Below are 19,810 nucleotides of genomic sequence, written 5' to 3' on the forward strand. Positions count from 1 at the left end.
GAAGGAACAGCGTGATGAGACTGCAGCCCTACCGCGGCGCCCTGCTGCTGACTGCGATCGTGCCGCTGCTCGCCGGCTGCGGCTCGGTCGGCCGGCTCAAGGCGATCGGCAAGCCGCCCAAGATCGAAGCGGCGGAGACACCGGTCGCCCCGACGGTGACACCGTCGCTCGGCGACCGAGCGCAATATGGTCGAGATCCGGCAACGATGACCGAGCCGGGCGGCAGCGCTTCGCTGTTCCGCACTGGCGCCGGCGCCTTCTTCCATGACCAGCGTGCCTCACAGGTCGGTGACATCCTCACGGTGCGGATCAGCATCGCCGACAGCGCCACGCTCGACAATAAGTCGAGCCGGGCGCGAAGCGGCAGTGACAGCATCGGCCTGCCCAATTTTCTCGGGCTGGAAAATACGCTGAAGAAAGTGCTGCCGTCGGGCGCCAACCCGGCGTCGCTGATCGACACCAAGAACGCGTCGGGTAGCACCGGCACGGGCAACACGTCGCGCAGCGAGCAGATCAACACCGTGGTCGCTGCCACGGTCGTTGGAGTGCTGCCTAATGGCAACCTCGTGATCCGCGGTCACCAAGAGGTGCGGGTCAATTTCGAGCTGCGCCAGCTGCTCGTCAGTGGCATCGTCCGACCGCAGGATATCGCGCGCGACAATAGCGTGCTGAGCAGCCAGATTGCCGATGCCCGCATCAGCTATGGCGGTCGCGGGCAGATCACCGACGTGCAGCAACCACGCTGGGGTCAGCAAGTGATCGAGGCGGTCTCACCCTTCTGAGCAAGACGGGCGCACGTCTAGGCCCTTCGTGCCACTCGTGAGGACGTGATCGGCAAATCGCGAAGCGGTCGCCGGTCACGTCGCGGTCTTGGCTGGCCTTGGTCCGGGACTTGGCGACGAGATGCGCGCGCGACGATGGTGAGCCGAGGTTTGTGAAGAGGCGATGAGCAAGCCTATCACGGCCTGCCGCACCCGTCCTGACCTCATCACTCCGCTGCGACCTGCTTCGTTCGCCGCAAGGATATCGTGGCGACCGAGCGATGGGGCGGCGCACACCTATCTGACTGGGGCGCGGTAATTTGATGGGGCGGGTCAAATTCCTCTTTCCCAACGATGAGGGCAACTACCTCCACGACACGCCGGACCGCGACCTGCTCGACCGCATTGACCGTCATCTCAGCAACGGTTGTATCCGGCTGGAGAAAGCGCCGGTGCTGGCGCGCTGGCTCACAGGTCGTCCGCTGCCGGTGTCGACGCGGATGCCGGAGCAGGCGGTGGCGCTCCAGGTGCCCGTTCCGGTCTTTCTCACCTATCTCACCGTAACCGAGAGCAAGACGCGTGTGGCGTTCCACGACGACACTTATGGTCGCGACGCCGGAGGTTGAGGCGCCACCCACGCCAGCGTCGCTCAGCCGGAATTCGCCAGGAAGGCGGGTAGGGCGGCGGCCCGGAGCGACAGTGCCGCCAGCGCGGGCGCGCGTTGCAGCGTGACGATGTCGGGGACGGTGGCGCGCGTGAACTGCCAGGCAATCGCCGCGGTGATGTCGGCTTGGAGCGGACGGCCCTCGGCGAGCCACTCGTCGACCTTGGAATAGCAGGCGTCGAGCAGGGTGTAAGCCGCGATCAGCTGCGCCTGGATCCGCTCCAGCCAAGGCTGATGCTGCTTCTCGGCCGGCCGCAGCCGACGCTCATAGGCGATCTGCATCGTCTTCTCGCAGGCGGCCAGCGCCAGGCCGATGACCCGCTGCGCGGCGACATAGTCGTCCACCGCGGCGGGCGTGAGATGACGCTCGATCGGGGTGAGGCGCTCGGCATAGGCGAGGATCAAAGTCGAGTTGATCAGCTGGGTGCCGTCATCCAGCACCAGCGTGGGCGCCTTCACCACGGGATTGATCGCGGCAAAGGCGTCCAGGTCGCGGAATACTGACAAGGGCTCGAGCGCGAAGGGCAGGTCCATCATCGCCAACGACACCGCGACGCGGCGGACATAGGGCGAGTCGAGCATTCCGATCAGACGCATCATCGTCTCCGCCCCGTTCCTTAGCCAAAGGCCGCGACGACAACTCTAACGATCGCTCGACTTCCTGTCCTACGGGGGGCGACCCGAGGTGGCCGATCCCCGGTGAAGCGAGGGGCTTAGCGCAGCCGTCGCGCCAGGAGGATCAGCAGCAGCCCGCCGATCGCGAGCGCGCTGCCGTAATCGGCCCACACTCGCTGATCGAGCATGAAGCTCGACCGCGGCCAATGGATATAACCTAGCCCCTGGCCGATCCAAAGCACACCCATCAGCGCCATCGCGGCGCCGAGCACGATCAGGATCGGCCGGAGGCGCATCGGCTCAGCGCTGCGTCAGCGGCACGTAGCTGCGCTGCGTCGGCCCGGTGTAGAGCTGACGCGGGCGGCCGATCTTCTGATCAGGGTCGGTGATCATCTCGTTCCACTGTGCCACCCAGCCGACCGTGCGGGCCAGCGCGAACAGCACGGTAAACATGCTGGTCGGGAAGCCGATCGCCGAGAGGATCACGCCCGAGTAGAAGTCGACGTTCGGGAACAGCTTCTTCTCGACGAAATAGTCGTCGTTGAGCGCCAGCTCCTCGAGCCGCAGCGCGGTTTCGAACAGCGGGTCCTGCACGTTGAGCGCCTCGAACACCTCGCGCACGGTCTTTTGCATTACCGTCGCGCGCGGGTCGTAGTTCTTGTAGACGCGGTGGCCGAAGCCCATCAGCCGGAACGGATCGTTCTTGTCCTTGGCGCGCGCGATGAACTCGGGGATGCGCTCGGGCGTGCCGATCTCGTGCAGCATGTTGAGCGCCGCCTCGTTGGCGCCGCCGTGCGCCGGCCCCCACAGACAGGCGATGCCCGCCGCGATGCAGGCGAACGGGTTGGCGCCCGACGAGCCGGCGAGCCGCACCGTCGAGGTCGAGGCATTCTGCTCGTGATCGGCGTGAAGGATGAAGATCCGGTCCATCGCGCGCTCGACCGCGGGGTTCACCTCGTAGGGCTCGGCCGGCACGCCGAACGTCATGCGCAGGAAGTTGCCCGTGTAGCTCAGCGAATTGTCGGGATAGAGGAAGGGCTGGCCGACGCTGTACTTGTACGCCATCGCCGCGATCGTCGGCATTTTGGCGATCAGCCGGTGCGACGCGATCATGCGCTGCTGCGGATCATGAATGTCGGTCGAATCATGGTAGAAGGCGCTCAACGCACCGACGACGCCGCACATGATCGCCATCGGATGCGCGTCGCGACGGAAGCCGCGGAAGAACTGTGCCAGCTGCTCGTGCACCATGGTGTGGCGTGTGATCGTGTGGCTGAAATGGTCGAGCTCGCCTTGGTCGGGCAGCTCGCCGTTGAGCAGGAGGTAGCAGACCTCCATGAAGGTCGACTGCTCGGCCAGCTCGCCGATCGGATAGCCGCGGTGGAGCAGCACGCCCTCGTCACCGTCGATATAGGTCAGCTTCGACTGGCATGAGGCCGTCGAGGTGAACCCCGGATCATAGGTGAAGGCACCGGTCTGCGCGTAGAGCTTGCGGATGTCGACCACATCGGGGCCGACCGAGCCCGACAGCACCGGATACTCGAGCTCCTTGCCCGACAGGGCGAACTGGGCTGCTTCGGTCATGGATGATCTCCTGTCAGGCTTTGTGGTCCGCGATCCGAGCGAGGCTCTCGTCGCGCCCTAGAAGGACGAGTACGTCGAAGATGCCGGGCGAGGTCCTCCGCCCGGTGAGCGCGGCGCGGAGCGGCTGGGCGACCTGCCCCAGCTTGACTTCGGCCGCCTCGGCCACCTGCCGCACCGCGGCTTCGGTGGTCTCCGTATCCCAGTTGTGCACTGCGTCAAGCACGCCGTGCAGCCGCGCCAGCAGCGCGGGCGCCTCTCCTGCCAGCAGCGGCGCCGCATCGGCGTCGATCGCGAGCGGACGCGTTGCGAAGAGAAACGCAGTACCCTCTGCGAGCTCGTTGAGGTTGGCGGCGCGCGGCTTCAGCGCCGGCATCGCCGCGGCGAGTGCGGCACGACGCGTGTCGTCGTGATCGAAGCCGAGCTTCTCCGCAACTAGGTCGGCGAGCCGCGAATCGTCACTGGCCCGGATATAATGACCGTTGAGATGCTCGAGCTTCTTGAGATCGAATCGGCTCGGCGATTTGCCCACGGCGTCGAGGTCGAACCAGCGGATCGCGTCCTCGCGCGCGATGATCTCCTCATCGCCATGGCCCCAGCCGAGCCGCAGCAGGTAATTGTCGAGCGCCTCGGGGAGGATGCCCATCTCGTCGCGGTAGGTCTCGATGCCGACCGCGCCGTGGCGCTTGGAAAGCTTGGCGCCGTCGCTGCCGTGGATCAGCGGAATGTGCGCGTAGACCGGGTCGGGCCAACCACCCTCAATCGCGTTCATCGCGCGGTAGATCGGCAGCTGGCGAAAGGCGTTGTTCAGATGGTCGTCGCCGCGGATGACGTGCGTGACCCCCATGTCGTGGTCGTCGACCACGACCGCGAGCATGTAGGTCGGCGTGCCATCGGAGCGCAGCAGCACAAGGTCGTCGAGCTCGGCGTTCTGGACGGTGACCTCACCCTGGACGCGGTCGTCGATCGTCGTCGCGCCCTGGGTCGGCGCGCGCAGGCGGACGACATAGCTCTGGTCCGCAGGCCAGTCGGTGCGGTCGCGCCATGGCGAGCGGATCCGCAGCGGCTGCTTGGCCGCCTGCGCCGCAGCCCGCATCGCGTCCAGCTCCTCGGCGGTGAGATAGCAGCGATAAGCGTGCCCGGCCTCGATCATCCGGTGAGCGACCTCAGCGTGGCGGTCGGCGCGCGCGAACTGATAGACTTCCTCGCCGTCCCAATCGAGCCCGAGCCAGCGCATGCCATTCAGGATGGCGTCGATTGCCGGCTGGGTCGACCGTGCGCGATCGGTGTCCTCGATCCGCAACCGGAAGGTGCCGCCATAATGCCGCGCGAAGAGAAGGTTGAACAGCGCGGTGCGCGCGCCGCCCAGGTGAAGGAACCCGGTCGGTGACGGGGCGAAGCGCGTGACGACGGCGCGCTCTTTGATCTCGGTTGCGCTCAAGCGCGCGTGCTCCCAGGCTGGATGGTCGGATGGCTCGACCGGCCGCGCTCGCCCCTAGCAAAGCCTCTCTCCCGCATCAAATCGCGTCCCGTGCCGGCAACGCTTTGGAACGATGGCTGGAAGCGGAGCGCGACCAACTATTTCTCTGGCTGCCGGTAGCGCTGGGCGCAGGCGCGGCGGGCTGGTTCGTGCTGCCGGGGTGGCGCGAGTGGGTCGCTTTGATGCTCCTCGCGCTCGGCGTCGCCTCGGCCGCGGCGGCGAGCTGGCGCGGCGGGCGCGCGGCGCCGTTCGCGGCGATGCTGGGGCTGGCGGTCGCAACGGGGACCGGACTGGCCTGGGCGCGCGGGGACCGAGTTGCTGCGCCGACGCTCGATCGGCCCGCGGTGGTGCGGCTCGCCGGCATGGTGGAGAAGGTCGAGCCGCTGCCCGCGCGCGGGCTGGTGCGCGTGACGTTGGGCGCGCTGCGCTGGGAGCGGCGACCGCGCCGCGTGCCGCTGCACGTGCGGGTCAGCCTGCCGCAACGCGCGGTGCCCGCCACGCTCGGCGCGGGCGCGACGATGATGCTGCGCGCGCGGCTGATGCCGCCCGCGCCGCCGGCGGTGCCGGGCGCCTATGACGCCGCGCGCGCGGCGTGGTTCGACGGAGTCGGAGCGAGCGGGCGCGGCTTCGAGCCTGTTGCCTTGCGCGGGTTGGGCGCGCCCGGCGTGCGCGATCGGCTCACCGCGCATATCACCGCTGCGCTCCCAGGAAGTGTTGGCGGGATCGCGGCGGCGCTGGTGACGGGTGACATGGGCGCGATCGAAGACAGCGACTCGCTCGCGATGCGCCGCGCCGGGCTGGCGCACCTGCTCTCGGTCAGCGGGCTGCATATCACCGCGACGGTAGGGATCGTGATGGCGGCCGTGCTCCGGCTGCTCGCGCTGTCGCGGCGCCTGGCGCTGACCGGACGACTCCCGCTCGTGGCCGCGGGAGCCGGGGCGGGGGCAGCGATCGGTTATACCTGGCTGACCGGATCGCAGGTGCCGACGATCCGCAGCTGCGTCGCCGCGCTGATGGTGCTCGCCGCTTTGGCGCTCGGGCGCGAGGCGCTGACGCTGCGGCTGGTAGCGATGGGAGCGCTGGTCGTGCTGCTCGCCTGGCCCGAGGCGGTGGTGGGGCCGAGCTTCCAGCTTTCCTTTGCCGCGGTCGCTTCGATCGTTGCGCTGCACGAGCATCCGCGCGTCCGTGCCGCGCTGCTGGCGCGCGACGAACCTTGGCCGCGCAAGTGGCTGCGCGAGGCGGTGTCGCTGCTCGTCACCGGCGCAGTGGTCGAGCTCGCGCTGATGCCGATCGCCGTCTTCTATTTCCACCAGGCCGGCGCCTATGGCGCGATCGCCAATATCGTTGCGATCCCGCTGACCACCTTCGCGATCATGCCCTCGGTCGCGCTGGCACTGCTGCTCGATCCGGTCGGCTGCGGTGCGCCCGCCTGGTGGCTGGCGGGGCGCGCGATCGCGCTGCTGTTGTGGATTGCGCACACCGTCGCCGCGCTGCCCGGCGCGGTCCGCGCGATCCCGGGGATGCCGCTCGGCGCCTTCGCCACGCTGGTGGCCGGCGGCGTGTGGTTCGCGCTATGGCGGACGCGGTGGCGCTATCTCGGGCTGGCGCCGCTTATCGTCGGGGCGGCCTGGACGCTGGCGACGCCCGCGCCCGACCTGCTCGTCACGGGGGACGGGCGCCATCTCGCGGTGCGTCAGGCCGACGGCGGCCTGGCACTGCTGCGCGACCGCGCGGGTGGCTATGTCCGCGACGCGCTCGCGCAGAACGGCGGGATCGACGGCGTGCCGGGGCTGCTCAGCGAATCGCGCGAAGCACGCTGCAATCGCGATCTCTGCTGGTGGCAGCGCCGTGTCGCGGGACGCTGGCGGCGCGTGCTGGCGACGCGCAGCGGCTATACGGTGCCGGCGGTGCGGCTCGCGACGCTATGCGCCGGCGCCGATGTGGTGGTGAGCGAGCGCTACCTGCCACGGCGCTGCCGCGCGCGTTGGCTTACGCTCGACCGCGCCACGCTGGCGCGCACCGGCGGGGTGGCGATCACCTTCGCGGACGAGCACGTGGTGGCGGTCCGGACGAGGAGCGACGAGCACCCCTGGATTACAGCGGCAGAGGCGCCGCAGCATGTCCCTGCGCATAAGGGAAGGCAGGAGCTTAGGCTCTGCCGCCACCGGCCTCGGCTTCCTGCATGTGCAGGCGCACCGCGGGATCGGAGAGCGGTTGACTAAGCGGCGCTAGGCCGAACCCCAATCGCTCCGAGGAGGCTGCGACCCACGCTCAATCGTAGCGACGCAGAATCCCCGCCAGCTTGCCCTGCACGCGCACCTGGGTCGGCGCATAGCGCTGCGGATCGTAGGAGCGGTTCGCGGGATCGAGCCGGATCATCGCGCCCTCACGACGGAAATATTTGAGCGTGGCCTCACTCTCGTCAATCAGCGCCACCACGATCTCGCCGTCGCGCGCCACTTCTTGACGGCGGATCAGCGCATAGTCGCCATCGAGAATGGCGGCGTCGACCATCGAGTCACCTGCCACCTCAAGCGCGAAATGCTCGCCGCTGCCGAGCAGCGCGGCGGGGACGGGGAGGGTGGTCGCGCCCTCGAACGCCTCGATCGGCACGCCGGCGGCAATGCGGCCGTGGAGCGGGATCTCGACGACGTCGTTGGCGGGCACGGCCGGCTCCACCGGCGCCCGCTTAGCCGGGGCGGCGGCGCGCTTGGGTTCGCCGCGCTCGGGCGCCTTGAGCACCTCCAGCGCGCGTGCGCGATTGGGCAGGCGGCGGAGATAGCCCCGCTCCTCGAGCGCGCTGATCAGCCGGTGCACACCCGACTTGCTCTTCAGCTCAAGCGCCTCCTTCATCTCCTCGAACGAGGGCGACACGCCGCTCTCGGCGAGCCGATCCTCGATGAAGCAGATCAGCTCGTGCTGTTTGCGCGTCAGCATGTTCACACTCCCCACTCGCGAACGGATGCGGAACCTTTATGGAACACGATGGGCCTCGTCAAGCGATGACGAGGATTTCCGCCGAGTCGCCCGCGCGTGCCGCCGGGGCGTTGGGCGGCCGCACGATCAGGCAGGTCGAGCGCGCCAGCGTGCGCAGCATCGAACTGTCCTGGATCGTCGAGGCGTAGGCGCAGCCGTCGCGCAGCTCGGCGCGGAGATAGTCGCTGCGTTCGCCGTTGCCGGGCAGGTCCTCGCCGAGGATCGCGCTGGTCGCGGACGGGAACGGATCGGCCGCGCCGGCGATATGCGCCACCAGCGGGCGGACGAAGAGCAGCGCGGTGACGAAGGCCGAGACCGGGTTGCCGGGCAGCCCGACGACCGCCAGCCCACCGCGCCGCCCCGCCAGCATCGGCTTGCCCGGACGCAGCGCGATCCGCCAGAAATCGAGTGTTACGCCGGCCGCCGCCAGCGCGGGACGTACCAGGTCATGGTCGCCGACCGACGCCCCGCCGGTGGTGACCAGCACGTCGGCGTCGACGGCGGCGAAAGATCGGGTGAGCGTGTCGAGCCGGTCGGGCAGGATGCCGAGGTCGACGATCTCGGCACCGGTGTCGGCGAGCAGCGCGCGCAGTAGCAGCCGGTTGGACTCGGGCAGCGCCTCTCCCGGCGTGCCGGGTTCGACCAGCTCGTCGCCGGTGGCCGCCAGCGCGACGCGCACCGGTCGCGCCACCGCGACCCGGCCGACACCACCGGTGGCCGCTACGGCAATCCGCGCGGGGGTGAAGCGCTCGCCGCGTGCGACCAGCACGTCGCCTTCGCCGAAATCGAGCCCGCGCGCACGCACGTTGCGCCCCCGATGCGCCGGGCCCTCGCCGTCGAGCGTGACCTGATCTCCTGCGCGTCGCGCCTCTTCCTGGACGATTACCGTGTCACTGCCCGCGGGCATCACCGCGCCGGTAAAGATCCGTACCGCCTCGCCGGGCGACAGCTCGCCCGGATAGGGCGCTCCGGCCGCGCTCTCGCCGACGACGCTGAGTGGGCCGGGCAGGTCGGCGTAGCGCAGCGCATAACCGTCCATCGCCGAGACGTCGCGCGCGGGCTGAGTACGCCGCGCCACCACCGATGTCGCGGCCCAGCGCCCGAGCGCCTCACCGAGCGACACCTCGACCAGCGCGACCGGCGTGCCCAGCGCCAGCACGCGCGTCTGTGCCTCGGCGACGGGCAGCAGCGCGGATCGCGGCGCGAGCGCCATCAGGCGCGCCACTCGCCCGAGCGACCGCCACTCTTGGCGAGCAGGCGCACCCCGCCGATCACCATGGCTTTGTCGAGCGCCTTGGCCATGTCGTAGACGGTGAGCAGCGCGACCGACACCGCGGTGAGCGCCTCCATCTCGACCCCGGTCTTGCCGTCGGTAGCGACGGTCGCGGACGCGGTGACCCCGCCCTCATCGACCGTGAGATCGAGCGCGACACGGCTGATCGGCAGCGGGTGGCAGAGCGGGACGAGCTCGCTGGTACGTTTGGCCGCCATGATTCCGGCGACGCGCGCCACGGCAAGCACGTCTCCCTTGGCAACCGCGCCGTCGCGGATCGCGGTGGCCGCCTCCGGCGCCATGTCGATCCGCCCGGTCGCCAGTGCCTCGCGCCGCGTCACCTGTTTGCCGCCGACGTCGACCATGTGCGCCGCACCGGCGTCATCGAGATGGGTGAGCCGCGCCATCTCAGGCGATCAGAGCGCGGGTTGCCGCCGCCACATCGGATTGGCGCATCAGCGCCTCGCCGATCAGGAAGCAGTGGACGCCGTGGGCTGCGAGCGAGTCGAGGTCGGCGCGCGTGCTCAGGCCGCTTTCCGCCACCAGCAGCGTCCCCGGAGGCGCTTGCTCGGCCAGATCCCAGCTGCGCCGGACGTCGACGTCGAAGCTGCGCAGGTCGCGATTGTTGACCCCGATCAGCCGCGAGCGGAGCCGCGCCGCGCGTTCCAGCTCGATGATGTCATGCACCTCGACCAGCACGTCGAGCCCCTGCTCGATCGCTGCGGCTTCACACTCGGCGAGCAGCGCGTCGTCGAGCGCGGCGACGATCAGCAGGATCGCGTCCGCACCGATGCTGCGCGCCTCCAGCGCCTGCCACGGATCGACCGTGAAGTCCTTGCGCAGCACCGGCAGGTCGCAGGCGGCGCGGGCAGCGATCAGATAGTCCTCGTGCCCTTGAAAATAGGGCGCGTCGGTCAGCACCGAGAGGCACGAGGCGCCGCCTGTGGCGTAAGCGCGCGCGTGCGCCGGCGGATCGAAGTCCTCGCGGATCAGCCCCTTTGACGGACTGGCCTTCTTGATCTCGGCGATCAGCGCGTGCCGCCCCGCAGCGACGCTCTGCTCCAGCGCCGAGCGGAAGCCGCGCGGGGCAGTCTGTGCCACGGCGCGCTCGCGCAACGCGCTGTCGCTCACCGCGGCACGGCGCGTGCGCACCTCGTCGCGCTTGGTGGCGCAAATATCTGAGAGGATGGTCATGCGTAGGCGATCCAACGGTCGAGCAGCGCGCCCGCGTCGCCGTGGTCGAGCGCCTCGGCGGCGCGCGCCGCGCCATCGCGGAGGGAGGAGTCGCGGCCTGCGAGCACCAGCGCCGCGGCGGCGTTGACGAGCACCGCGTCGCGATACGCGCCGCGTTCACCGTTGAGCAGCTGGCGCAGCGCGAGCGCGTTATAGGCCGGGTCGCCGCCGCGGATCGCCGGAGTCGGATGGCGCGCGACGCCGGCGTCTTCGGGAGTGATTCGCGTCGGCAATGCCACCGCGCCGATCGAGACCACGTGCGTCGGGCCGGCGCCGGAGATCTCATCGAGCCCCTCCTCGCCCGCGACGACCAGCGCCGCCTCGCTGCCGAGCTGCTCCAGCGCCTCGGCGTAGATCGGTGCGTAGTCGGGCCGTGCGATGCCGATCAGCTGGCGCGTGACGTGCGCCGGATTGGCGAGCGGCCCCATCAGGTTGAAGATCGTGCGCCGCCCGACCCTGCGGCGGATCGGGGTGATGCGCCGCATCGCCGGATGGTGGTTGCCCGCGAACAGGAAGCAGATGCCGAGGTCGCGTAGCGTCGCTTCCGCCTGCGCGCCAGCACGCTCCATGTCGAGCCCGAGCGCCTCGAGCGTGTCGGCCGCGCCCGCCTTCGACGAGGCGGCGCGATTGCCGTGCTTGGCGACGGGCACGCCGCACGCTGCGACGACGAGACTCACCGCAGTCGAGACGTTGAGCGTGTGCTGGCCGTCGCCGCCGGTGCCGCAGACGTCGATCGCGCCCGCCGGCGCAGTGATCGGGATCATCCGGTCGCGCAGCGCGCGCGCCGCTTCGGCGATTTCGACGCTGGTCTCGCCGCGCAGCGCCAGCTGGAGCAGGAAATCGGCGATCGCCTCCTCGCTCGCGCGTCCGTCCAGAATATCGGCGAAGGCCTGCGCCGCACTCTCGCGTGACAGCGGCGAGGCCGGGTCGGGCATCAGCGTGACGATGCTCACGCCGCCACCCGAGCGACGTGGTCGATGCCGGCGAGCCGCAAGAAATTGGCGATCAGCGCATGGCCGTGCTCGGTGGCGATGCTCTCGGGATGGAATTGCACGCCGTGGATCGGCAGCTCGCGGTGGCGTAGCCCCATCACCGAGGCGTCGGCCGCGGTGGCGTTGACCGCGAGCGCGTGGGGCACGTCGGTGACGATCAGCGAATGGTAGCGCGTCGCGGTGAAGGGCGAGGGCAGTCGCTCGAACACGCCGGTGCCGTCATGCTCGACGGGGCAGGTCTTGCCGTGCATCAGGCCGCCGCGCACGACGCGGCCGCCGAAGTGCTGGCCAATCGCTTGATGGCCGAGGCACACCCCGAACAACGGCCGGCGCGCCTCTGCACAGGCCGCGACCAACTCGAGGCTGATGCCGGCCTCGTTTGGCGTGCACGGCCCCGGCGAGATCAGGATCGCGCGTGCGCCGCTTGCCAGCGCTTCGGCCGCGGTCAGCTCGTCGTTGCGCACCACGCGGACCTCGGCACCCAGCTCCATGACGTAATGGACCAGGTTCCAGGTAAAGCTATCGTAATTGTCGACCACCAGGATCATGCCGACCGCCATAACCGATGCGGGGCGCATCGCAACACGCCGCTGCGCCGCAGTGGTGAAAGGATTCTTGCGCGGCGGCAAACAATCGACATAGCGGGGCCACCACTCGTGCGGAGCCAGCGGCTAAGGCATGCGTTGTGGTCAGCGAGGAGAAGGTCAATGCTGCGTACGCTAGTCGTGATGGTCGCTGGTCTCGCGCTGCCGCTCACCGCCGCGGCGCAGACCGAGAGCGCGGGGGATACAGGTCGGGCGCCGCAGCGCGTGCGTAGCGTCACGCTGTCGGGTAACGAACAATGCCCCAAGTCGCAGGGCGATGAGGTGGTGGTGTGCAGCCGCATCAACCCCGATGAGCAGTTCCGCATCCCCAAGGAGCTGCGCAACACCGCCGAGCCGGCGGCGAAGAACCAGGCCTGGACCAATCGCGTCGCGGTGGCGGACCGCGCCAGCCGGGTGAACGGCGGCGTGCCGGACAGCTGCTCGCCGGTCGGCGCCGCAGGTCAGTCGGGCTGCGCGCTCGCGATCAACAACGCCTTTGCCGCCGAGAAACGCGCCGCGGAGAAGAATGACTCGATGATCCCGGGCGGCCGCTGACGTCCAGGGGGTTCCGTCATCCCTGACGTGGTCCGGGATTCGGCGCGTGGCCTATTCAGCGATTTGTTGCTTCCGCGGCGGCGTCTATTCCGCCCGACGTCGGGACGACCACCTGAAGCGAAGCCAGGACCACTCCCGAGCCCTTTATTGACCGAAGGTCGGCTCGCTCGCCTGACGGATCGCCTCGCGCGCCGCGGCCAGCAACGCACCCGACTTCGCCTCGCACTCGCGCTGCTCGGAGGCCGCATCGCTGTCGGCGACGATGCCCGCCCCGGCCTGCACGTGGATCATACCGTCCTTCACCACGGCGGTGCGCAGCACGATGCATGAATCCATCGAACCGTCGGGCGAGAAATAGCCGACGCCGCCGGCATACGCGCCGCGCTTCTCCGGCTCGAGCTCGGCGATGATCTGGCAGGCGCGCACCTTGGGCGCACCGCTGACCGTTCCCGCGGGGAAGCCGGCGAACAGCGCGTCGATCGCGTCGTGCCTGGGGTCGAGCCGGCCCACCACGTTCGAGACGATGTGCATGACGTGGCTGTAGAACTCGATCCCGTAGCTATCGGTGACCTGCACCGTACCCGCCGCGGCGACGCGACCGACGTCGTTGCGGCCGAGGTCGAGTAGCATCAGATGCTCGGCGCGTTCCTTCTGGTCGGCAAGAAGGCTGTCGCGATTGGCGGCGTCCTCCGCCGCGGTGCGTCCGCGCGGGCGCGTGCCAGCGATCGGGCGTATCGTCACCTCGCCGTCGCGCGCACGCACCAGGATTTCGGGGCTTGAGCCCGTCAGCGCGAAGCCGGGCAGGTCAAGATGGTAGAGGAAGGGCGACGGGTTGACCCGCCGCAGCGCGCGATAGAGTTCGAAAGCGGGGAGCGGGAAGGGCGCGGTGAAGCGCTGCGCCAGCACCACCTGGAAGATGTCGCCGGCGGCGATATAGTCCTTCGCCGTCGCAACCATCTCGCCGTAGCGCCCCGCCGGCAGCACCGGCGCGAGCGCCAGCTCGGTCGCGTCGGTCCGTATCGGTACGGGCAGTGCGCCGTGCGCCAGCCGCGCCTCGACGGCGTCGAGCCGCTCCATGGCACGCGCCACCACCGAGTCCGGCTCGTCCTCCGACGGCCACACTGGCGCAACGAGGTAGAGCGCGTCGGCGAGCCGGTCGAACACCAGCACCACCGTTGGTCGTACGAACATCAGGTCGGGCAGACCGAGCGGGTCAACCGGAGCGGCGGGCAGCTTCTCGACCAGCCCGACTGTCTCATAGCCGAAATAGCCGACGAGACAGGCGAGCGCACCGGGTAGCTCGGCCGGCACGTCCATGCGGATGCTCGCCACCAGCGCGCGCAGCGCCGCCAGCGTCGGCTCGGGACAGGGCGCGAATGTGGCGCGATCGTTCAACCAGTCGCGGTTGATCTCGGCATGCTCGCCCTGCGCGCGCAGCACCAGGTCGGGAGCGAGTCCGATCAGGCTGTAGCGCCCGCGCACCGCGCCGCCCTCGACCGACTCGAGGAGGAAGTCGCCGCGACCCGGCTCGATCAGTTTGAGCGCGGCGGCGACCGGCGTCTCGGTGTCGGCGATGCGACGACGCCACACCAGCGCGGGGCGGCCCCCTGCCAGCGCGGCGCGGGCCGCGGCGGCGCTATTGTCCTCCGCCACCGACCAAATCCTGCTTGAGCTGCGCGATAGCGTCGTCGAAGCGCTTGGCACCCTGCAGCTTGGCCACCGCATTGGCGAATTGCTGCGCATATTCGGGACCGATCGCACGGCCGAGATCGGTGCGTGTGGCCTGGATCAGCGGCGGCTGCTTGCGCGCGTCACCCGGCACCACCTGATTGAGCTTGAGCACCAGCCAGCCCTTGCCGTCTGGCGATGGCACCGCGCGCGCGCTGCCGGGGGCCATGCTGAACAGCGCGGCGAGCACCGGGTTGACCTGGCCGCGCGCGGTGATCTCGCCGCGCGACGCACTGATCGGCTGGACCGGGGGCGCCTTGACCCCCGATGCCGAGAGCGCGACCGGCAGAGCGGCGCCCGCGTTGACCTTCGCCACCAGCGCGCTCGCCGCCTGCTGCGCCGCCTTGGCGGCGCGATCGGCAGTGAGGTCGGCGAGGACTCGCGCGCGCGCCGCGGCGAGCGGCACCGGCGTCGGCTGTACCACGCGATCGAGCGCGACCACCGCGAAGCTGCCGTCCTCCCCGAGGTTGACCGTGGTCGGCGTGTCACCCTCCTCGGCAGCGAAGGCGGCGGCGACGATCGGCGCCATGCCCGCGTCGGCCGGGGTCTGCGGCTGGTCGGGGTTGGTGCCGTTCTGCAGCAGCGCCGGCGTGCTCTGCGCGGCGAGTTTCTGGTCGTTCACCACCTCGCTGATATTGGCATTGTCGGCCAGCGAGTCGTCGACCTTGTCGCGGACCGCGCCGATCGCCGCCTTGGTCTTGCTCGCGCGCAGCTGGGTGACCAGCTCGTCGTGCGCCTGCGCCAGCGTCTTGCCGGAATCCTGGGTGACCTTGTCGACGCGTGCGACGACGAAGCCGATCGCACCGCGCACCGGCCCGACGACGGCGCCGCTGGCCGCGGCCGCGATTGCCTGCGCCACCGCGGGCGAGCTCTGCGTCGCAAGCGCGCCCTGGTCGACGCCGGTGATCGTGCGCGGCTCCAGTCCGGCGGCGCGTGCCGCGGCGGCGAGCGGCGTGCCCGCCTTGACCTTGGCGGCGAGCGCGCCCGCCGCCTTCTCGTCGAGCACGGTCACCAGCGTGACGTCGCGCAGCGTCTTGGGCGCGTAGGTCGTCTTGGCGGCGTCATAGGCCTTCTGCACCTCGGCGTCGCTCGGCGTCACCTGGCCGGCGACCTGCTGCGGGCCGACGACGGCGTAGCGGATCACGCGCCGCTCAGGCGTGGTGTAACGCGAGATGTTGCGCTTATACCATTGCTGCACCTCGGCATCGCTCGGCGCGGCACCGGTGGGCGCGGCCGGCACGAAGGCGACCTGGCCGGTGCGGCGCTCGAGCAGCAGCGAGGCGTAGGTGAGCGCGAGCTGCTGCGGCACCTGGTGCGCGCCGATCGTCGGCTGGGTGAGGAACTGTACCATGATCTGGCGCGCGAACTGCGCCTGCACCTGCGCGTCGGTGAAACCACGCTGCGCGATCAGCCGCTCATAGGCCTGCTGGTCGAACTGGCCGGTCGCGCCGGCAAAGGCGGGGATCGCCTTCAGCTCACTGCCGATCAGTGCGCGGCTGACCCGCATGCCCTGGCCGCGCCCGAAGGTCTCGAGCGCGAGTGCGCTGACGTTGCGGTTGATCACCGCGTCGAGCCCGCCGAGCTGGACGAACTGCGCCATGTCGAGCGTCGGCTGCTCCTGCCGCGCCTGGGTGAGCTCGTCGCGCGCCTGTTGGCGAACGTCCGCGGCGGTGACGCTCTCACCGCCGACGCTCGCGATCGGGTGGCCGACCAGCCCGGTGCTGCTCGCCAGCCCGGTCACGTCGCCCGCCGCGAAGGCGAGCGCGATGACGATCAGGACGCCGAAGGTGACGATCACGCCGACCTTGGAGTGGATGATGCCGCGGAAGAAGGTGAGCATAAGTGAGCGGGGACCGGATAAAGGAGAACGCCGCGTCCTAGGGACAAGCCGAGGTGGCATCAAGCCGCGCGGCCGGTTATCGCGGAGCCGAAACGAGAAGAGGGGAGCGGGATGACGCGTCGCAAGCTGGTCGCCGGCAACTGGAAGATGAACGGCAGTCGCGCTGCGCTGCGCGAGCTCGAGGCGATCGCCGCCGTCGCGACCGAGACGCCGGCGGTGGACGTGATGGTGGCGGTGCCGTTCACGCTGATCGCGCCGGCGTCGGAGCGTGTGCCGGCGCTGATGATCGGCGCCGAGGACGTGCACGAGGCCGACAGCGGCGCGCACACCGGCTGCGTCTCGGCGGCGATGGTGCGCGAGGCGGGCGCCCGCTTCACCATCGTGGGTCATTCCGAGCGGCGCCACGACCAGCATGAGACCAGCCAAGACGCCTGGGCGAAGGCCGCCGCGGCGCACCGCCAAGGTCTGCACGTGATCCTATGCTGCGGCGAGACCGGGGCAGAGCGCGACGCCGGCCGGGCCGAGCGCGTGGTACAGGCGCAGATCGAGAAGTCGCTGCCCGAGAATGCCGCGGGCGACTGGCTCACGCTCGCCTATGAGCCGCGCTGGGCGATCGGCACGGGTGCGACCCCGACGCTGGAGGACATTGCTGCGATCCACGCCATCGCGCGCGCCAAGATGCGCAAGCTCATCGGCGACGCGGCCAGCAGTGTGCGGATCCTTTACGGCGGTTCGGTCACGGGCGACAATGCGCGCGCGATCCTGGCGACGCCCGATGTCGACGGTGCTCTGGTCGGTGGCGCGAGCCTCACCGCGGCCAAGTTCGTGCCGATCATCGCCGCCGCGGCGGCGGCGGTGTAGCGGGTGTACGCGCGGGGCGGGAGGCGCCGCTCCCTACCCAATGTTTCAATGATGATGTGGCTGCACGGACGTTACGCCACCTCCACCTCCGTCATTTAGGACGTGGTCCGGGTTCGCGCCGTCCGCGAGAGAAACGCTGTCTTGGTGTGGGAAGGGTGGATCCCGGACCACGTCCGGGATGACGACGTGATGGAAAGCGAGGAGGAGCGGTAGCACTGCAGCGCCCGCTCACCTCAGCCGAACCGCGCCTTCAGCAACGCATAAGCCGCGCGCAACCCGTAGGCCTCACCGCCACGTGGGCGCGCCGGCTTGGCGGTCGGGCGCCAGGCGAAGGTGTCGAGATGCGCCCAGGCCAAGGTCGCGGGTACGAAGCGGCGCAGGAACAGCGCCGCGGTGATCGCGCCCGCGAAACCGCCGTCGGGCGCGTTGACCAGGTCGGCAACGTCCGACTTGAGCATTTCGTCATAGCCGCCCCACAAGGGCAGCCGCCACAGCGGGTCGCGCACCGTCTCCGACGCGCCGAGCAGCTCTGCGGCGAGTGCCTCGTCCTGCACGAAGGTGGCGGGCAGATCGGGCCCCAATGCGACGCGCGCGGCGCCGGTCAGCGTCGCGAAGTCGATCAGCAGGTCGGGCGCCTCCTCCACCGCGCGCGCCAGCGCATCGCCCAGGATCAGCCGGCCCTCGGCGTCGGTATTGGTATTCTCCACCGTCAGCCCGAGCCGCGTCTGGAGCACGTCGCCGGGGCGAAAGGCACTGCCCGAGATCGCATTCTCCACCGCCGGGATCAGCACATGCAGCCGCATCTTGAGCCGCGCCTGCATCACCAGTCCGGCCAACGCCAGCGCGTGCGCGGCGCCACCCATGTCCTTCTTCATCAGCCGCATGCCGGCGGAAGGCTTGATGTCGAGCCCGCCCGAGTCGAAGCACACGCCCTTGCCGACCAGCGCCACACGCGGGTGCGCCGGATCGCCCCACAGCAGCTCGATCAGCCGCGGCGCGCGCTCGCGGCTCGCCGCCTGGCCGACCGCGTGGATCATCGGATAGCCGGTCGCGAGCGCATCCCCGCGCGTGACCGTAACGCTCGCGCCATGCGCCCGTGCCAGCGCGTCCGCCTCGGCCTCCAGCTCGGCGGGGCCAAGATCGCTCGCACCGGTGTCGACCAGGTCGCGCACCCGCGCGGTGGCAGCGGCGATCCGCACCGTCTCGTCGACCGCTCCGACATCGCTGGTCAGCAGCACGCGCGGCCGCGCGGGCTCGGCCTTGCGGTAACGCGTGAAACGATGCTGCGCGAGCAGCCAGCCGAGCCCGGCGGCGCCCAGCGTCGGCTCGCCGGCGAGGCGATAGCTGCCCTCGGGCAGCGTATCGCCCAGCGAGGCGAGCCGCCACGGGGATGACGGCTCTTCGTCGCACACCAGCAGGGCGCCCCAGTCCTCGGCGCCGTCGCCGGGCAGGATCGCGCGGTCGCCCGCCTTGCCCGTCACCCGCGCCGCCACCGCGGCCGTGCGCGCCCGCGTCGGCTGGGTGGCGAGCCAGGCGTCATACGCGTCGGGGTGGACGACGTGGAGCAGCCGCGCGGGCTGGCCACGATCGGGCTGGAGAAGCGCTGAAAAGTCGATCATCGCGCGACCAAAGCAGGACTTGGGCGGCTGCGCAACGCACGGTTCCCTTCGCGCGACCGGCACCTTACATCGCCGCCATGACCACGCACACGACTCGCATGCTGATCCTCGGTTCGGGCCCGGCCGGCCTCTCGGCGGCCATCTACGGCGCGCGCGCCGGCATGGCGCCGATCGTCGTCCAGGGCATCCAGCCCGGCGGCCAGCTCACCACCACCACGGACGTCGAGAATTATCCGGGCTTCCGCGAGGTGATCCAGGGCCCCTGGCTGATGGAGCAGATGCAGGCGCAGGCGGAGCACGTCGGCACGCGGCTGATGTGGGATACGATCGTCGAGGTCGATCTGACCCGCCGCCCGTTCCGGCTGATCGGCGATGGCGGCGACGTCTACGAGGGCGAGGTGCTGGTGATCGCCACCGGTGCCCAGGCCAAGTGGCTCGGGCTCGACAGCGAGGATGCGATGAAAGGCAAGGGCGTCAGCGCCTGTGCCACCTGTGACGGCTTCTTCTACCGCGGCAAGAAGGTGGCGGTGATCGGCGGCGGCAATACCGCGGTCGAGGAGGCATTGTACCTCACCAACCATTCTGACGACGTCACGCTGATCCACCGCCGCGACTCGCTGCGCGCCGAGCGCATCTTGCAGCAGCGCTTGTTCGCGCATCCGAACATCACGGTGCTGTGGAACAAGGAAGTGCGCAACTTCGTCGACGGCGGCGGCAATGCCGGCCTCGTCGCGCTTGAGCTCGAGGATACCCGCACCGGCGAACCTTCGCGGCTCGATGTTGACGGCGGCTTCGTCGCCATCGGTCACCATCCCGCGACCGAGCTGTTCCGTGGCCATCTCGCGCTCGACGACGACGGCTATATCGCGGTCGAGACCGGCTCGACTCGCACCAGCGTGGCGGGCGTGTTCGCGTGCGGCGACGTGATGGACAAGGTCTATCGCCAGGCGGTCACCGCGGCGGGCACCGGCTGCATGGCCGCGCTCGACGCCGAACGCTTCCTCGCCGCCGCGGAGTTCGCCGAGCTCAGCGAGGCGGCGGAATAGCG

At 70.0% G+C, this 19,810-nt stretch carries 19 protein-coding genes; 6 read left to right on the forward strand and 13 right to left on the reverse strand.

The window, feature by feature from the left end; genetic code table 11:
• The first annotated feature begins 14 nt into the window (after positions 1-14).
• Positions 15-782: a flagellar basal body L-ring protein FlgH gene (gene flgH, locus QBJ89_RS06755; protein ID WP_277979766.1), complete on the forward strand. Its 768-nt coding sequence runs from the start codon at positions 15-17 to the stop codon at positions 780-782.
• 302 nt (positions 783-1,084) lie between these two features.
• Positions 1,085-1,387, forward strand: coding sequence for a L,D-transpeptidase family protein (locus QBJ89_RS06760; protein ID WP_277979767.1), 303 nt, complete (start codon positions 1,085-1,087; stop codon positions 1,385-1,387).
• Positions 1,388-1,410: 23 nt separating this feature from the next.
• On the opposite strand, the gene QBJ89_RS06765 is transcribed toward QBJ89_RS06760, so the two are convergent.
• The 4 genes from QBJ89_RS06765 to gltX all read right to left on the reverse strand — a co-directional run bounded on the left by QBJ89_RS06765 (position 1,411) and on the right by gltX (position 5,062).
• On the reverse strand, positions 1,411-2,025 hold the full coding sequence (locus tag QBJ89_RS06765; RefSeq protein WP_277979768.1) for a glutathione S-transferase family protein: 615 nt from the start codon (positions 2,023-2,025) through the stop codon (positions 1,411-1,413).
• A 113-nt stretch (positions 2,026-2,138) separates the two neighbouring features.
• Positions 2,139-2,336 carry a hypothetical protein gene (locus QBJ89_RS06770; protein ID WP_277979769.1) on the reverse strand — a complete coding sequence of 66 codons (198 nt, stop codon included), beginning with the start codon at positions 2,334-2,336 and terminating at the stop codon, positions 2,139-2,141.
• A gap of 4 nt (positions 2,337-2,340) precedes the next feature.
• Entirely contained in the window at positions 2,341-3,624 is a 1,284-nt protein-coding gene (gene gltA, locus QBJ89_RS06775) for a citrate synthase (protein WP_277979770.1), read from the reverse strand.
• Positions 3,625-3,637: 13 nt separating this feature from the next.
• On the reverse strand, positions 3,638-5,062 hold the full coding sequence (gene gltX, locus QBJ89_RS06780; RefSeq protein WP_277979771.1) for a glutamate--tRNA ligase: 1,425 nt from the start codon (positions 5,060-5,062) through the stop codon (positions 3,638-3,640).
• Between the two features lie 104 nt (positions 5,063-5,166).
• Between gltX and QBJ89_RS06785 the strand changes: the two genes are divergently transcribed.
• Entirely contained in the window at positions 5,167-7,323 is a 2,157-nt protein-coding gene (locus QBJ89_RS06785) for a ComEC/Rec2 family competence protein (protein ID WP_277979772.1), read from the forward strand.
• Between the two features lie 49 nt (positions 7,324-7,372).
• Here QBJ89_RS06785 and lexA read toward each other — a convergent pair whose 3' ends face one another.
• The 6 genes from lexA to QBJ89_RS06815 are packed head-to-tail and all read right to left on the reverse strand — an operon-like array spanning position 7,373 to position 12,123.
• Positions 7,373-8,038: a transcriptional repressor LexA gene (lexA, locus tag QBJ89_RS06790; protein ID WP_277979773.1), complete on the reverse strand. Its 666-nt coding sequence runs from the start codon at positions 8,036-8,038 to the stop codon at positions 7,373-7,375.
• Positions 8,039-8,096: 58 nt separating this feature from the next.
• Entirely contained in the window at positions 8,097-9,290 is a 1,194-nt protein-coding gene (locus QBJ89_RS06795) for a molybdopterin molybdotransferase MoeA (protein ID WP_277979774.1), read from the reverse strand.
• Positions 9,290-9,757 carry a cyclic pyranopterin monophosphate synthase MoaC gene (gene moaC / locus QBJ89_RS06800; protein ID WP_277979775.1) on the reverse strand — a complete coding sequence of 156 codons (468 nt, stop codon included), beginning with the start codon at positions 9,755-9,757 and terminating at the stop codon, positions 9,290-9,292. Before moaC ends, QBJ89_RS06795 begins: the two co-directional genes overlap by 1 nt.
• Before the next feature lies 1 nt (position 9,758).
• Positions 9,759-10,544, reverse strand: a complete 786-nt coding sequence (gene trpC, locus QBJ89_RS06805; RefSeq protein ID WP_277979776.1) for an indole-3-glycerol phosphate synthase TrpC — start codon at positions 10,542-10,544, stop codon at positions 9,759-9,761.
• Positions 10,541-11,518, reverse strand: a complete 978-nt coding sequence (gene trpD, locus QBJ89_RS06810) for an anthranilate phosphoribosyltransferase (RefSeq protein ID WP_431522517.1) — start codon at positions 11,516-11,518, stop codon at positions 10,541-10,543. Before trpD ends, trpC begins: the two co-directional genes overlap by 4 nt.
• 14 nt (positions 11,519-11,532) lie before the next feature.
• Positions 11,533-12,123 carry an anthranilate synthase component II gene (locus QBJ89_RS06815; protein ID WP_277979778.1) on the reverse strand — a complete coding sequence of 197 codons (591 nt, stop codon included), beginning with the start codon at positions 12,121-12,123 and terminating at the stop codon, positions 11,533-11,535.
• 159 nt (positions 12,124-12,282) lie between these two features.
• On the opposite strand from QBJ89_RS06815, the gene QBJ89_RS06820 reads away from it, so the two are divergent.
• Positions 12,283-12,714: a hypothetical protein gene (locus QBJ89_RS06820; RefSeq protein WP_277979779.1), complete on the forward strand. Its 432-nt coding sequence runs from the start codon at positions 12,283-12,285 to the stop codon at positions 12,712-12,714.
• Between the two features lie 144 nt (positions 12,715-12,858).
• On the opposite strand, the gene trpE is transcribed toward QBJ89_RS06820, so the two are convergent.
• Together trpE and QBJ89_RS06830 are read right to left on the reverse strand one after the other, a co-directional pair.
• A complete protein-coding gene (gene trpE, locus QBJ89_RS06825; protein ID WP_277979780.1) occupies positions 12,859-14,367 on the reverse strand; it encodes an anthranilate synthase component I in 1,509 nt (502 codons plus the stop codon).
• Entirely contained in the window at positions 14,351-16,282 is a 1,932-nt protein-coding gene (locus tag QBJ89_RS06830; RefSeq protein WP_277979781.1) for a peptidylprolyl isomerase, read from the reverse strand. The genes trpE and QBJ89_RS06830 overlap by 17 nt, the downstream gene beginning before the upstream one ends.
• A gap of 111 nt (positions 16,283-16,393) precedes the next feature.
• Here QBJ89_RS06830 and tpiA point away from each other — a divergent pair, with 111 nt between their 5' ends.
• Positions 16,394-17,143: a triose-phosphate isomerase gene (tpiA, locus tag QBJ89_RS06835; protein ID WP_277979782.1), complete on the forward strand. Its 750-nt coding sequence runs from the start codon at positions 16,394-16,396 to the stop codon at positions 17,141-17,143.
• A 233-nt stretch (positions 17,144-17,376) separates the two neighbouring features.
• Here tpiA and QBJ89_RS06840 read toward each other — a convergent pair whose 3' ends face one another.
• Positions 17,377-18,762, reverse strand: a complete 1,386-nt coding sequence (locus QBJ89_RS06840) for a leucyl aminopeptidase family protein (RefSeq protein ID WP_277979783.1) — start codon at positions 18,760-18,762, stop codon at positions 17,377-17,379.
• Positions 18,763-18,839: 77 nt separating this feature from the next.
• Between QBJ89_RS06840 and trxB the strand changes: the two genes are divergently transcribed.
• Positions 18,840-19,808: a thioredoxin-disulfide reductase gene (gene trxB, locus QBJ89_RS06845; protein WP_277979784.1), complete on the forward strand. Its 969-nt coding sequence runs from the start codon at positions 18,840-18,842 to the stop codon at positions 19,806-19,808.
• Positions 19,809-19,810: the final 2 nt, after the last annotated feature.

The sequence above is a fragment of the Sphingomonas phyllosphaerae genome (assembly GCF_029623345.1).
GTDB lineage: Bacteria > Pseudomonadota > Alphaproteobacteria > Sphingomonadales > Sphingomonadaceae > Sphingomonas > Sphingomonas phyllosphaerae_C.

Coding starts and splice junctions, on each gene's coding strand:
- flgH (WP_277979766.1), top strand. CDS start 15: ATGAGACTGCAGCCCTACCGCGGCGCCCTGCTGCTGACTGCGATCGTG.
- QBJ89_RS06760 (WP_277979767.1), top strand. CDS start 1,085: ATGGGGCGGGTCAAATTCCTCTTTCCCAACGATGAGGGCAACTACCTC.
- QBJ89_RS06765 (WP_277979768.1), bottom strand. CDS start 2,025: ATGATGCGTCTGATCGGAATGCTCGACTCGCCCTATGTCCGCCGCGTC.
- QBJ89_RS06770 (WP_277979769.1), bottom strand. CDS start 2,336: ATGCGCCTCCGGCCGATCCTGATCGTGCTCGGCGCCGCGATGGCGCTG.
- gltA (WP_277979770.1), bottom strand. CDS start 3,624: ATGACCGAAGCAGCCCAGTTCGCCCTGTCGGGCAAGGAGCTCGAGTAT.
- lexA (WP_277979773.1), bottom strand. CDS start 8,038: ATGCTGACGCGCAAACAGCACGAGCTGATCTGCTTCATCGAGGATCGG.
- QBJ89_RS06795 (WP_277979774.1), bottom strand. CDS start 9,290: ATGGCGCTCGCGCCGCGATCCGCGCTGCTGCCCGTCGCCGAGGCACAG.
- moaC (WP_277979775.1), bottom strand. CDS start 9,757: ATGGCGCGGCTCACCCATCTCGATGACGCCGGTGCGGCGCACATGGTC.
- trpC (WP_277979776.1), bottom strand. CDS start 10,544: ATGACCATCCTCTCAGATATTTGCGCCACCAAGCGCGACGAGGTGCGC.
- trpD (WP_431522517.1), bottom strand. CDS start 11,518: ATGCCCGACCCGGCCTCGCCGCTGTCACGCGAGAGTGCGGCGCAGGCC.
- QBJ89_RS06815 (WP_277979778.1), bottom strand. CDS start 12,123: ATGATCCTGGTGGTCGACAATTACGATAGCTTTACCTGGAACCTGGTC.
- QBJ89_RS06820 (WP_277979779.1), top strand. CDS start 12,283: ATGCTGCGTACGCTAGTCGTGATGGTCGCTGGTCTCGCGCTGCCGCTC.
- QBJ89_RS06830 (WP_277979781.1), bottom strand. CDS start 16,282: ATGCTCACCTTCTTCCGCGGCATCATCCACTCCAAGGTCGGCGTGATC.
- tpiA (WP_277979782.1), top strand. CDS start 16,394: ATGACGCGTCGCAAGCTGGTCGCCGGCAACTGGAAGATGAACGGCAGT.
- QBJ89_RS06840 (WP_277979783.1), bottom strand. CDS start 18,762: ATGATCGACTTTTCAGCGCTTCTCCAGCCCGATCGTGGCCAGCCCGCG.
- trxB (WP_277979784.1), top strand. CDS start 18,840: ATGACCACGCACACGACTCGCATGCTGATCCTCGGTTCGGGCCCGGCC.